At 64.2% G+C, this 13,443-nt stretch carries 12 protein-coding genes; 1 reads left to right on the top strand and 11 read right to left on the bottom strand.

Annotated elements, in window-relative coordinates:
* The 6 genes from buk (K9L28_09800) to K9L28_09825 form a co-directional block, all read right to left on the bottom strand.
* Positions 1 to 742 (bottom strand): butyrate kinase (buk, locus tag K9L28_09800; GenBank protein MCF7936619.1); only part of this gene is annotated, 742 nt, incomplete at its 3' end.
* A 189-nt stretch (positions 743 to 931) separates the two neighbouring features.
* Positions 932 to 1,849 (bottom strand): phosphate butyryltransferase, encoded by a 918-nt coding sequence (locus tag K9L28_09805; protein ID MCF7936620.1) that lies wholly within the window; start codon positions 1,847 to 1,849, stop codon positions 932 to 934.
* An 87-nt stretch (positions 1,850 to 1,936) separates the two neighbouring features.
* Positions 1,937 to 2,857 carry a bifunctional enoyl-CoA hydratase/phosphate acetyltransferase gene (locus tag K9L28_09810; GenBank protein ID MCF7936621.1) on the bottom strand — a complete coding sequence of 307 codons (921 nt, stop codon included), beginning with the start codon at positions 2,855 to 2,857 and terminating at the stop codon, positions 1,937 to 1,939.
* Complete coding sequence (gene buk, locus K9L28_09815; GenBank protein MCF7936622.1) at positions 2,857 to 3,942, bottom strand: butyrate kinase; 1,086 nt, start codon at positions 3,940 to 3,942, stop codon at positions 2,857 to 2,859. The genes K9L28_09810 and buk (K9L28_09815) overlap by 1 nt, the downstream gene beginning before the upstream one ends.
* Positions 3,943 to 4,023: 81 nt before the next feature.
* On the bottom strand, positions 4,024 to 4,923 hold the full coding sequence (gene ilvE, locus K9L28_09820) for a branched-chain-amino-acid transaminase (GenBank protein MCF7936623.1): 900 nt from the start codon (positions 4,921 to 4,923) through the stop codon (positions 4,024 to 4,026).
* 171 nt (positions 4,924 to 5,094) lie between these two features.
* The gene (locus tag K9L28_09825; GenBank protein ID MCF7936624.1) at positions 5,095 to 7,374 is read right to left on the bottom strand and encodes an SYNERG-CTERM sorting domain-containing protein; all 2,280 of its coding nucleotides are present in this window, start codon (positions 7,372 to 7,374) and stop codon (positions 5,095 to 5,097) included.
* A 407-nt stretch (positions 7,375 to 7,781) separates the two neighbouring features.
* Between K9L28_09825 and K9L28_09830 the strand changes: the two genes are divergently transcribed.
* Positions 7,782 to 8,609 carry an aminotransferase class IV gene (locus tag K9L28_09830; protein ID MCF7936625.1) on the top strand — a complete coding sequence of 276 codons (828 nt, stop codon included), beginning with the start codon at positions 7,782 to 7,784 and terminating at the stop codon, positions 8,607 to 8,609.
* Here the strand turns inward: K9L28_09830 and K9L28_09835 are convergent.
* From K9L28_09835 to K9L28_09855, 5 genes are all read right to left on the bottom strand, one after another.
* Complete coding sequence (locus K9L28_09835; protein MCF7936626.1) at positions 8,606 to 9,304, bottom strand: amino acid racemase; 699 nt, start codon at positions 9,302 to 9,304, stop codon at positions 8,606 to 8,608. The genes K9L28_09830 and K9L28_09835 overlap by 4 nt on opposite strands.
* Positions 9,301 to 10,344, bottom strand: coding sequence for a hypothetical protein (locus K9L28_09840; protein ID MCF7936627.1), 1,044 nt, complete (start codon positions 10,342 to 10,344; stop codon positions 9,301 to 9,303). Before K9L28_09840 ends, K9L28_09835 begins: the two co-directional genes overlap by 4 nt.
* A 203-nt stretch (positions 10,345 to 10,547) precedes the next feature.
* Positions 10,548 to 11,243: a hypothetical protein gene (locus K9L28_09845; GenBank protein MCF7936628.1), complete on the bottom strand. Its 696-nt coding sequence runs from the start codon at positions 11,241 to 11,243 to the stop codon at positions 10,548 to 10,550.
* A 47-nt stretch (positions 11,244 to 11,290) separates the two neighbouring features.
* Positions 11,291 to 12,106 (bottom strand): hypothetical protein, encoded by an 816-nt coding sequence (locus tag K9L28_09850; GenBank protein MCF7936629.1) that lies wholly within the window; start codon positions 12,104 to 12,106, stop codon positions 11,291 to 11,293.
* Between the two features lie 111 nt (positions 12,107 to 12,217).
* Positions 12,218 to 13,443, bottom strand: a 1,226-nt coding sequence (locus K9L28_09855; GenBank protein MCF7936630.1) for a CsgG/HfaB family protein, incomplete at its 5' end; no start/stop codon positions are given.

Consider the following 13,443-nt stretch of genomic DNA (forward strand, 5'->3'; position numbering starts at 1 on the left):
CGACCATCTTCCTGCGGAGTTCGTCGTGGGTGTACCGGCCGCTGAAACAGAGCTTCACCAGCTCGCCGGCCGGGAGCGATCCGGCCCGTTCCGGCGAAAAGGGACCGTCGCCGTCCAGTGCGTTGTTCACATCCACGATGGCGCCCCTCCTGTGGGCGCCCACGGAGATCCCGCCACCGAGATGGGCCACCACCAGAAGCGCCTCTCCGTAGTCCTTGCCGATCTCCTTTGCGGCTCTCCGGGCCACGGCCTTCTGGTTCAGCGCATGGAGGATGGAGATACGCTCGATCTCCGGCATCCCCGAGGGCCGGGCCTGGGGCATCAGCTCGTCCACCACCACGGGATCAACGATAAAGGACGGCACGCCGCCGGCATCCTCGGCGATCCGCGCCGCCAGGGGCGCGCCGAGATTGCTGGCGTGGGAGCCCCGGCGCGCCTCCCGGAGCTCGGCGAGGATCGCGCCGTTCACCCGGTAGGTACCGCCCGGAATGGGCTTGAGCAGACCGCCCCGGGCGACCACCGCATCGAGATCCCGCGCTTCAAGCCCCTTTGCTTCCAGAAAGCGCCGCACCTCGCCGAGGCGAAAGTCCTCCTGGGCGGCCACCCCCCCGTAGGCGGCGATCTCCTGGGCCTCGTAGCGCTGCGTCTCGCAGAATCGCTCTTCGTCGCCTTCATAATAGGCAAGCTTGGTGCTTGTCGAACCGGGATTGATCACCAATATGCGCGCTCTACTCGGTACCACGAAACGGTCACCCCTCTCCTGCTCCGAACACGGCTATCGCTTCTCCTGACTAGAGGGCCATCACTCACGCTACCCCGTTCTCCGCCACCACCCAGTCTCCCTGTTTTCCCTATGTTCCGATTCTGCGCACAACTGGTATGGACAAAAAAGCCCGCCCCGAGGGAACGGAGCGGGCGGAACAGAGGGAGCCTACTTCTGGTGTTCGGCGAGGGCCACCGCGGAGGCGATGGAAAGCAGCTTGGTCTCCGCCGAATCGGAACGGCTGGTGAGCACCACCGGGGCCTTGGCACCGAGGACCAGTCCGGCGGTCTTGCTCCTGGTGAAGTAGATGATGGCCTTGGACATCATGTTCCCCGCCTCGATGTCGGGAACCAGGAGGACATCGGCCTTTCCGGCCACCTCGGACTCGATGCCCTTGTGGCGGGCCGACTCCTCGCTGATGGCGTTGTCCAGCGCAAAGGGGCCGTCGACTGTGCAGCCCTTGATCTGCTTCCGGCGGCCCATCTGGGAGAGGGCGGCGGCGTCCAGCGTGCAGGGCATGTCGGGGTTGACCACCTCCACGGCGGCCAGAGCGGCTACCTTGGGACACTCCACGCCGAAGGCATGGGCCAGGTCCACGGTATTGTTGGTGATCTTCACCTTCTCGCCGAGATCGGGATACATGGTGAAGGCGGGGTCGCAGACAAAGAAGATCCGGTCGTAGCCCTCCACATCGTGGATATAGACATGGGAGATCAGCGAACCGGTGCGCAGCCCCTTCTCCTTGTTGAGGATCCCCCGGAGGAAGTTGGCGGTCTTGATCATCCCCTTCATGAGGATATCCGCCTTGCCGGAAGAGACAAGCTCCACGGCCTTCAGAGCCACAGCGGCCTCGCCGCCGGTCTCCTCGACGACCTCGTAGTTGGCGAGATCGGCGCCGGCCTCCCTGGCCGCCTCGGCGATCTTGTCGGGATCGCCCACCAGCATGGCGTTGGCGATCCCCTCCTTGCGGGCATCCTCCACCGCCTCGAGTACCTCCGCGTCGGCCGCCTGGGCCACGCTGATCGTCCGCGGGCCGATCTCCCGGGCGTAGTCCTTGAGTTCCGATAGTGAACGCAGCTGCTTCATCCTGTACAGACCTCCTTTGTTCTTATGAGAACGTATCGACTCGCATCAGACTATACCGCACTTGCCGGTTCGCTGCAAAGCGTCCCGTCAGTTCATCATCTCCCGCGACAGATAGGCCCCCGTCGCGATGGAAGCCAGCTTGGTCTCCTCGCTGTCCACGCGGCTGGTGAGGATCACCGGCTTGCGCGCCCCCAGAAGCACCCCGGCACCCCGTCCGCTGGCCATGGAGAGGATCACCTTGCCCATCATGTTTCCCGCTTCGATGTCGGGAACCAGCAGGATATCGGCATCGCCGGCGACCTCCGAATCGATTCCCTTGTGGCGGGCCGAGGCCAGGCTGACGGCGTTGTCCAGCGCCAGGGGACCGTCGACAAGGCAATCCGGGAGCTGCCCCCGGCGGTTCATCTGCGCGAGGGCGGCAGCATCGAGCGTGCAGGGCATGTCGGGGTTGACTGTCTCCACGGCGGCCAGTGCCGCCACCCTGGGGCGTTCCACACCCAGCGCATGGAAACAACGGACGGCGTTTTCCGTAATGGCTGCCTTCGTCCCGAGATCGGGGTACATGTTCTGGCCGCCATCGGTGAGCCCGTAGACCGCCCCGGCGGCGGGCACCTCCATGAGGAACATGTGGCTCAGCAGCTTGCCGGTACGCAATCCCCACTCCTTGTTCAGCACCGCCTTCAGGAGTGTGGATGTCTTGACCATTCCCTTCATCAGTGCATCGGCTTCGCCCCCGGAAACAAGCTGCACTGCCTTTTCCGCCGCATCTTCGGGCGAATCCGCCTGCAGCAGCTCGAATTCGTCGGGGTCGATCCCCTCACCTGCGGCTATCCGTTTGATCGCCTCGATATCGCCGACTAAGGTTGCATCAGCTATGCCGCGCTCTCTCGCTTCATCCAGGGCGAGGAGGGCGTCGCCGTCGGCAGCGGCGGCGAGGGCGATCCGCATGGTCGCTCCGGAGCTGCAGGATTCGAGGATCGGTTCAAGACTGCTCAGTCCCACGGACATCATCCCTTCGTCACATAGGCTTCGTAGCGTTTGGGGGGCTCCTCCCCATCCAGCACCCGCAGCGCCCCTTCAGCAAGGGCAAGCATCTCGTCCTCGCCGGGGTACCGCAGCACAGGGGCAATCCACTGCACCTGGCGCTGCACCAGTTCGACAAAATCGTTATCGTGCGCGACACCGCCGGTCATCAGGATCGCTTCCGCCTCGCCGGCCAGCGAGGCGGCGCAGGCGCCGATTTCCTTGGCCACCTGGTAGGCCATGGCGTCGTAGATCCGCTCCGCCTCTTCGTCGCCAGCTTCCACGCGCTCCCTTACGGTGCGCATATCGCTGGTTCCCAGGTAGCCACGCAGACCGCCGTTGCCGACCAGCCTGCGCCGCAGGTCGCCGGCCTCGTGGTGGCCGCTGTAGCAGAGCCGGGCCAGGTCGCCGGCGGGGACGCCGCCGGCCCGCTCCGGAGCGAAGGGACCGAACTCGTTGGCGTTGTTGACGTCCACGATTCGGCCCCATCTGTGAGCACAGATACTGAACCCTCCACCAAGGTGGGCCACAATGACACTGAGCTCATCCCAGGATCTGCCCAGATCCCGGGCCGCCATTCTGACCGTAGCCTTGACATTCAGCGCATGGACCAGCGAGCGCTTGGGCAGCTCAGGAAGACCGGTGAAACGGGCGACATCGTCCATCTCGTCCACCGCCACAGGGTCCACGATATAGGCCAGGGCCTCCGCTTCGCCCGCCAGGGCATCGGCGATGATGCCCCCCAGGTTGGAGGCGTGCTCCCAGGGTTTGCCCCGGCGCAGGTGCTCCAGAAGGGTGGGTGTCACCCGGTAGGTCCCCCCGGGGATGGGGTCCACGATCCCCCCGCGGCCGACCACGGCATCGAGGTCGCCAAGGGCCGTTTCCTTCTCCCGCAGCACATCCTTGACAGTCTGCAGACGCATTCCGTACTGCCCGGCCACGCTCCCGAAGGCGGCCAGCTCGTCCGCCTCGTGGGAGAGGCTCTCCCGCCACAGCTCCCGCTCTCCATCGAACAGCGCAATCTTGGTGCTTGTGGAACCCGGATTGATCGCCAGTACCGTTCGGCTCATGGTGGGCCTCCTTGATTCCGTGGATTGGTCAAGCACGAACAGACGCGAAAGGGGGCGTGCGGTCCGCCCCCTTCGATGCTATCAGCCCTTCGAACCGGACTCCCCGGGATAGATGGGATAGCCCTCGCTGGAGACCATCTCCTGGAAGGCGCCGCGGAGCCGCCTGGCAATCGGCCCCGGTGTTCCGTCACCCACAGGCCGGGCGTCCACCTCGACGACGGGGATGACCTCCGCGGCGGTGCCGGTGAGGAAGATCTCGTCGGCGGTGTAGATATCGAAGCGGTTCATGAAGTCCTCTTCCACCTGGTAGCCGAGCTCTACGGCGCGGTCCATCACCGCCTTGCGGGTGATGCCGTTGAGGATGCCCGCAGCGGGGTGGGGTGTCCTGACCACGCCGTCTTTGACCAGGAAGATATTGTCGCCGGTGCACTCGGCGACATAGCCTTCACGGGTCATGCAGATGGCCTCCAGGGCGCCGGCGTTGACGGCCTCCATCTTGGCCATGATGTTGGGCAGGTAGTTGCAGCTTTTGACCTGCGGCGGCAGGACCTCGCCGTACTGGCGCCGGGTGGCCGCCGTGATGAGACGCAGCCCCTTCTCGTAGAACTCCTCCGGGTAGAGCGTGATGGAGGCGGCGATGCAGACGATGGAGGCGTTGCCGTCGCACTTCCGGGGGTCCAGCCCCAGGTCGCCGACGCCGCGGCTGACCACCAGACGGATGTAGGCATCGCGGAGGTCGTTCCTGCGGCAGGTCTCCGCCACGACCTCCATCATCTCCTCCTTGCCCGTGGTGATACGCAGGCTGATGGCCCGGGCCGAATCGTAGAGCCGGTCGATGTGCTCCTCCAGCCGGAAGACCCGGCCGCCGTAGGCGCGGATCCCCTCGAAGACCCCGTCGCCGTAGAGAAAGCCGTGGTCGAAGACCGAGATCTTCGCCTCTTCCTTTGGTACGTACTTGCCGTCCAGATAGACCACTGACATGCTGTTCTCATCCCCCTCTCGTGTGTGTGGAAACATTCCGATTTCTCTCGCTTCCATTATACGGAATTTGCCGCGAAATGGGCACCCATAGATATGGGAAAAGCGGCGGGTCGCCCCGCCGCTTTTATGGCTCACGTTACCTCTGTTGCGTGGTTCCTGCTGCGTTCGCGGTTACTTCCTCAGGACCAGAGCCAGCGGTGCCAGCAGGAGGAGCGCCAGCGGTGCGAAGCCGAGACTGCAACCGCCGCCGCCGCCACTGGGTTCGGGCGTCGGGGTCGCCGTGGGTGCGGCGACCATGATGGTCACGTCGTCGCTCATGGCCTGCTTGTCGCCGGAGATGAACGCAGTCAGGGTGACTGCAGCATCCTCGGAGCCAGCGGTGAAGGTCGTGGTGGCTTTTTTGGAAACGATCGTCGCGTGGTCCGGGGAGACGGATCCGTTGGCGCCGAGGGGCACCTCGAAGACCATCGTCATGCCCTCGTAGTCGTCGCTGTTCTGCACGGAAGCAGTGACATCAGTAGTGCCACCCGGCACGACCGTCGAGCTGGCGGCCAAGGCACTGAGCGCGGGAGCCGCAGGAGCTGCGCCCTGCTTGACAAAGTTGGCCTTGACCTTGTAATGACCATCGGCTGCACCGTCGTAGATCACCAGGAAACGGTTGCCGTTCTCGGCGGTCTTGAACTCGACACCTGCGTTGCCCCCGTCGTAGACGAAGACAAAGAGGTCGGCTTCAACGTTACAGTCAGCCAGCTCACGCTGCGGACCCTCGAGTATCGACAGGAAGTCCATGGCATCCTTGCTGAGGACCTCGTCCTGCAGAAGGTTAACAGTAGTGTCGCCGACGGTGACCTGGAGATCAACCTTGTTCCAGAAGTCCTTGTGCCACCATGTTTCGGCAGTGTCAGCAACACCGTCGAAGGCTGTGTTCTGTACACCGGCATCAGCCAGATTCGCCGAGGAGAACATCCCGTCAATGACCGTAACGATAACGTTGTTCTGCGAAGCATCTGCAGAGTCCACGATGTCGAAGGTCTCCATTGAGTAGCCGTTGCCTGCTTCAACCGGGTCAAAGCTCGTCACGGCATCCATGACCCGCATGACATCGCCGCTGACATAGAAATCCACATCGTCACTCAGCGAAGGCTTGTAGTCCTCAATCAGACAGTTGCAGGGATACCACAGCATTGCTTCGTAGGTCACATCCGGGCAACCGGGACAGAAGCCACTATCACCAACGTTTGTTGCTACCTCTTCCATACCCCAGCTGGTGTTCAGGCGACCCCGGAGTGTCGCTGTTTCCCACGTTGAATCGGCATTGTTTACGGTATCCTTCTTCAGCGTGTAGTTGACATCCATGTTGCCTGCAACCTTGAAGGTCTGGGAGAAGCCAGGATAGAGCGTGCAGGGACAGTTGTGAAGGCTGGACTGCTTGGTGATGTTGTTCCCCACCGTCAGCAGGCCTTCGTCACCACTCATCATGTCGTCGGAGGTGCAGAGTCCACACCAGGCGTTGCACATGAAGCTGTCGTTTTTCACAACCGTCTCGCCATTCACCATGGGAGCAAAATTGTCTTCGACCTTAACGGATTTGTTGTTAAGGTTGGTCACCATCACGTACGGCAATTCCTGATGAACGCAGTTCCGCTCACCGCAGTTGACGCAATCAGGGCTTACCGTGTACCTCACTCCAAAGTCGTAGGTCATGCCAGAGGGCACATCAATGAACGCGTTGGTACCCTTGTCTTCGCTTTCCAGGAAGTCTCGCACGCGGACAAAGGGCTCTTCACTGTCCTTCGCGAGTTTGGCGAAGACAACAGGCACATCCATGCTGGTAGCGCTGACGCTACCTGTGTCGTCGGAGGCAGCGAGGAATGTCAGATGGTCGCAGCATTCGACGCCATACTTCCAATCCACGGCACAGTTCTCACGGGTTCCAAACCACTTCAGCGTCTCCTTGAAATCGACGGAAGCTCCTTTTTCGACACGATTCTCCTGCATCCAGTGGTAGAAGTAGTCGCAGGCGATGGTACAGTCGTTGGCGAAATCACCGTTCTGCTGCGGGGCAGCCGTGTCGTACTCCATTCCGCCCTCAAGACCGAAGATGAAGTCCGTGCCGGCTGCATCATTGGAGACGGTGTAGGTAAAATGCTCCTCCAGCTTCTTCTGGGTCGTGCGAACGAGGACCCAACTCCAAGATTTACCGAAATGACCTTCGTCCTCATGCCACATCTCCATACTGGCGTCTGCATCTGTGGAGATGTTGAAATTCGTGAGGTCATCACCGCTTACCAAAAACTTGTTGTCCACATCATTGCTGAGCAGATAGTTGTCAACATCTACTACCTCAGCAAGATCTGTAGCTTCGTTATCCTCCGTATAGGCGGCAAACGCACCGGCAGCAAAGACCATTACGAAAGCCACTGCCAGCGCTAGCCAAGTAAAGCGCTTCATGATTGCTCATCGCCTCCTTCTGAACTCATACCCCTAGTGTCGGGGTGTTCCCTTCCCGCACTCTGCCGAGGAGCAGCAGCCGGGAGCCAACCTCTGGCTGAACAGCTCTCTTCGCTCGCTCCGCCTCACCCCCTTGAAGCATTCAAAATTTTTCGCACCCTCTATAGCGTCGCCGGGTTGCGATCTTTCCCCGGCGCTGGTGCCATCGTTGCTACGTACACCATCATACGTAATTTTACTGGATAGCCCGGAAGAACGCAATGGCAATGCGCCCCCCGAAATGCATTTCTCCCGAACCGCTGCGGTTTCGGGCGACGCCTTCCGCCTGATTCGTCCCCGGCGGGAAGGCTCTGGTATACTCCTCCCGTTATCCGGGAATACCATAACAATAAAACGGAGTGTGGCGCATGTCAATTTGTTATTGCAACGGAAGCTTTCTTCCCATCGAGGAGGCCTCGCTGCCCGTGACGGATCTCGCCGTCCAGCGTGGCGTGGGCGTCTTCGAGGCGATCCGGACCTACTCCGGCAGGCCCTTTGCGCTTCAGCTGCACCTCCAGCGTCTGGAGCGTTCCGCAGACAGAACCAACATAGCACGTCCCGCCGCCTTTGGCCACCTGGAGGAGATTATTGACGAGGGAATCCGGCGCTCCGGCGAGCAGGAGCTGCTCGTCAAGCCCTACATCACCGGCGGCGACGTCAACGAGAGCGGCACCTTCCCGGAACCCCGGCTCTTCGTGCTCTTCGAGCCGCTCCATGTCTACCCTCAGGAGTACTACCGGAAGGGCGTGGCGCTGCTCCCCATGGAGATGGAACGCCCCGTGCCGGGGGTCAAGAGCATCGACTACATGGCGCCCTGGGCCGCCCGCGGCGGCCGGGTGGACGTGCTGGAGGGGATCTACGTCCCGGCGGGCGAGTTCACCGAGTCCACCAGCAGCAGCGTCTTCTTCGCTCTGGAAGGAAAACTGGTGACGGCGCCGCCGGACCGGGTGCTCCCCGGGATCACCCGGGGGCTGGTGCTGGAGATCGCCCGGGAGGCGGGCTTTGTCGTGGAGGAGCGCTGTCTCCCGCGGACCGAGCTGCCCCAGGTGCGGGAGGCCTTCCTGACGGCCTCCATCAAGGAAGTGATGCCGGTGGTGCGGATCGGCGACCGCAGCGTGGGCAACGGCCTCCCCGGGCCGGTGACCGCCCATCTGCACCGGCTCTACCGCAGAGCGGTCAACCGCATGCTGGGCTAGAGACGCTCCAGCACGGCGTCGGCCAGGGCCGTCAGGCTGGAGACGGCGCGATCCCCGGACAGCCCGGCGGCGTCGGCTGCCAGGGGGAGCTCGGTACAGGCCAGCACCAGGGGGATATCGGCTTCGGCCCTGAGCGCACCGGCTACCTCGACGAACCGTTCCGCCGCCCGATCCGTCTGTCCGGCCTTCACCAGGGCGATGGTCCGCTGGATCTGCTCCTGCAGAGACGGCTCCGGCTCCCTGAGGATATAGCCCTTCCGGTTTGCGTAGCGCTGGTAGAGACCGGTGGCCACGGTGCCGTCGGAGGCGGTCAGCCAGGCCTCTTCGGGGTTTGCCTCCGCGGCGGTGGCCAGGGTCGCCTCGACGATATGCACCAGTGGAACACCGAGCTCGTCCCGAAAACGGTCGAGGAAGGCGTGGGCCGTGTTGCAGGGGACGGCCAGCAGGGTGGCCCCCCAGGCGATGAGCCGCTCCAGGTTTGCCCGCAGCTGGTAGGTGGGGTCGGGGCCCTTTCCCAGCAGGGCGTCGGTGCGGTTGGGTACCGTGGGGTCCGACAGCAGATAGACCACCGGGTGGTCCTGGTCCCGCTCCGCAGGGGTCCGCTCCGCCAGGATGCGCAGGAATGCTGCCGAGGCGGCGGGTCCCATGCCGCCGAGCACGCCGAGGGCGGGCCGTGTCGGTTCGTCCGGTCTCATTGGGTTCCCTCCTCCTCTCCATCCGCCCGATGCGCGGCGTCTTCCCCTTGCTGCCGGTCCCGGATGCCTTCCAGCATCCCTTTGGCCAGCCGGACGGCCCGGGGGGAGTAGGCACCCTCCTCGATGAGGGCGAAGGCCACATCCCGGGGCAGGCCCTGGGTGAATCCGGCGAAGACGCCGATGGGCACACCGCTTTCGGGGATGCTGATGGAGCCTGTCTTGCCGTAGACAGCCACGCCGTCGATGTCCGCCGACTTGCCTGTCCCCTCGGCGACCACCCGCCGGAGGCAGTCGTTGACGGTCTTGAAGGTGGCCTCGTCGGCGTGGATGGTGCTCACCACCTTGGGCTCCCTCCCGTCGGTGAAGGGGCGGAGCTGCCTGCCGCCATTGCCGAAGGCGGCCATGGCCACGGCGAGCTGGGCGGCGGTGATTCTGGTCCCCTTGCTCCCCCAGCCCAGGAAGTGCAGCGCCGCCACTCCCTTCGGATCGGCTGCCACCCTGCCGGGTGTCTCCGTCCCCGGGGCGAGGCCCGTCACGCTGCCGAAGCCGAAGCTTCTGTAGAGGGTGCGCACCCGCTGTGCGCCCAGGCGCGCCCCGACGGTGTAGAAGTAGACATTGTCGCTCCGCGCCAGGGCCTCGGCCAGGGTGAGCGCTCCCCTGTCGTAGCGCATGTAGTCCATCAGACAGTCTCCGTAGCGCTTGAGGTAGCCCTCGCGGTCGCCGCGGATCTCTTCGTCGGCGGAGAGCACCCCGTAGTGGAGAGCGCCCAGGGCCACCACGGGCTTGAGGACGCTGCTGGAGGGGTAGGCCCTGGCGGCGGCCTGTTCGAGGCGATAGCTGTCCACCACTTCGCCCGTCTCCAGATCCATCACCAGCGCGCAGCCCTCTACGCCGGCCATGGCGTCGGCGGCCGGCCCGGCCCACACGGGGGCTGCGGCGAGAAGCACCGCCACCGAGACCGCTGCGGCGATGCGGCCCAGCCGGGTCGCCGCCCTCCCCCTTCCTGTCTGTATTCGGTATCCCCGGACTGTATCCATCACTGTCCATCCTCCCCTGTCGTCGTGTTCCCCCGTCGGAAGGCACGGCGATCCGTCCTCCGCCGAGGGGGTCGTCTGCAGGCAACGACCGTGCAGGGTGTCGCTCTGGAGGTATTCTACCAGATAGGGGCACACAACGCGGCGCGGGGGCCTGTCGCTCCCCCGCGCGTTGTTCCGTTTTCGTTTTCGGTTTCCTTCGGCGCCCTCTACCGGGCTTCGCTGGTCCAGCGGTGGGTCATGGCGTCGTAGATGTGGATGCTGCCGGCGGTGTAGATGCTGAGTTTGTAGTCCTCCATGATGCAGGCCTGGGGCTCGATGCCCTCCTTGCGGATCCAGCGGTGGAGGGTGGTGTCGTAGACGTAGGCGTCGCTGGTGTTCCAGCAGACGGCCAGGTTGTCGCCCAGCAGGGCGTCCCTGGGGGCCACACCCCCCAGGATCTCCCACTCCACCAGGACGGGGTCGTAGACCACGAATTCGTCCAGGGTGGTCACCGCCGCCATGCCTCTGGAGAGCAGCGGCTGGGTGATCTCCTGCATATCGAAGTCACTGGCGATCCACTGCCGGGCCCTGGCGTCGAAGACCGCCACCCGGGAGGGCTCCCAGATCATGGCCACGTTGTCCGACAGCAGACCCGAGACGGGGGCGAAGCCGTCGATGAACATCCACTGGTGGGTGCGGATGTCGTAGGTGGCCGCCTCCATATCATTCCAGACCAGCACCAGGTAGTTGTGGGTCCGCCACCCGGTGGGGCTGAAGTCGTTCAGGACGGTTTTGCCCAGTTCGGGGTCGTTCACCCGGACCGTGTTCTTGTCGATGAACGTCTGGACCACCGCATCGGCCGCGGTCGCACAGAACGCGACAGACAGCAGGATCACCAGAGCGGTCAGTACCTTATGGCGCATACCAAACACCTCCCGTGTTCGCTTGGTGTAGCTCTTCCCGGCCCGGATCAGTACCCCCGGGCCATCACCCGATTCCCCGCAACGCCGGTGATATTGATCTGGAGCCCCCGTCGCGAGAGGGCGTCGGCCAGATCCCGGGCGGTGCTCCGGTAGAGCACCTGGATGACCACCTTGCCGCCGCTGAATCCCGTCATGGTGGCCTTCTGTGTCCGGACCAGCGACTGGCAGGCCCGCAGGATGCCGTTGGCGGCGGTGTAGCTGTAGATGTTCTGCACTTCAAGCGAGAGGTTCTGTGCGGCCGTGACGGGCTGTCCCGTTCCTCCGCCGCCGGTGTTCGTCCCCTCGCCCTGGACGAGATTGCGGCCCATGGCCCGGGCGGCGGCCATCAGGGCCTTCTGGCTCGCCTCGCCGGCGGTGTAGCCGGTGTCCTTCCCGGTAACGGTGTCGGAAAAGAGATATTTGCCGTTGGCCGCCGAGTGGGCCTGCACCGAGATCGCCGCCGTGCCCGTATAGAAGCCGAGCTGGTTCTTCCTCGGCTGGGAGACCGAGGCCCGGCCGCTCACGAAGATCCGAACGCCGTAGCGGCTGCCCAGCTGCATGATGGCGTTCACGTTGCCTTCCAGCGCCAGGGCCGCCGCCTTGCTCTTGCGGATGGCCGCCAGCCGCTGCTCGTTGACCACGGGATAGCCGTTCCGGATCAGCGTCTGCTTGACCAGGCTCTCCGCCGTCCCCAGGGCGCTCCCCCGATGGAGCAGATTGGAGGCCTGTTCGTAGATCACCACGGCGACGGATTTGCCTTTGGGCAGCGGCGCGGCCTCAACCCGGGGCACCGATGACAGACACAGTACGGCTGCAACCGCCACCGCGATGATGACGAGTGTGACCCCCCTGTTTCCTCGGAACACCGCATTCACCTCGCTTTCGCGCTGCCCGCTCCCGGGACAGCGCCGTCAATACTCGTTCCTTCGTCGCTGCTACTTGCCGTGGCGGGACTTGAAGTCCAGCGCCGGCTGGTAGTTGGGGTTGATGGAGAGCGCCGTGTCCAGCCACTCGTTCATCTTGGAGCGGTACCCCCTCTTGTAGGCCGCCCGGGCCGCCCAGTAGGCGTCCAGGTAGTTGCCCTCGTAGAGGTTGAAGGCCGTCACGAAGCCGTTGTAGGCCTTGGCGTAGTGGCGTTTGGAGTAGTTGTAGTAGCCGGCCTTGTGGGCGGTCCTGATCTGGTTTTTCACACCCTGGTCAATGGGGTAGAGGTCGACAATCTCCATGGATTCCGAGGTGTCGGCGATGCCGCCCGACGGTGCGGAGACCGTCTGGGTCTGCTGGGGCTGGGCCGGTTGCTGCTGCACCGCAGGCTGCTGTGTGGCCACGGCCCCGCCTGTGGATCCCGTGGTTGTGGTTGTGTCTGTCCCGCTGCCCGAGACGGTTCCGGTGCCACCTGTCAGGGAGGAGGAACCGGAATCGCCGGCACCGATCTGGGCCAGCGTCCGGCTGGAGATCTTGATGTCGTCGAGCTTGTCGTAGGTCGGCGCGAGGAGATCGCCCCGCTTGATCTCGGCGGCGCTTCCCTTGACGACCTCGCAGGTGGAGTAGCCGGACTGGACATCCACAACCTCCAGAACGGCCAGGTTGTACTTCTCCACGCCCAGGATCTCCCCGTTGAGCCCCGTGATGGGCGCTCCCTCGGCGTAGACCACGAATCGCTGTCCCTCGGAGACATTGGATCTGGCGGCCGCCGCGTCGATGAGCACCCGCTTGGAGCCCCGGACATCGATCACGTGGTAGGCCTCCACCTGGCCGATGGCCTGGAGCCGGCTCTGCAGCGCCACCACGATCTTCTTGATGCAGTCATACGTAGCCGCCGACAGGAGCCCGCCCTTCTCCTGCTGGGCGAAGGTGGCGCCGCCGAGCATGATCCCGCCCAGGGATTTGTCGGCCCTGCCCTTCTCCCGTACGGTCCAGCGGACCTGGGAGGACTCCAGGTCGATCACCCGGGCGTCCAGGGCTACCCTGGCCTTGCTCTCCCCGGCGGCGATCCCGCTCATGGAGCCGAAAACAGGGATCACGCCGCCGCTCTGAGTGAGAGTGAACTCCGTGATGGCGCCGGTGATGATCCACTGCGCACCGGCGAGCCGGCCCACCTGGACCGCCGTACCGGGGTCGACCATGCCGGAGGCCGCGAGCTGTTGCTCCTTGGCGATGG

Source organism: Synergistales bacterium, assembly GCA_021736445.1.
In the GTDB taxonomy this organism is placed as follows: Bacteria; Synergistota; Synergistia; order Synergistales; family Aminiphilaceae; genus JAIPGA01.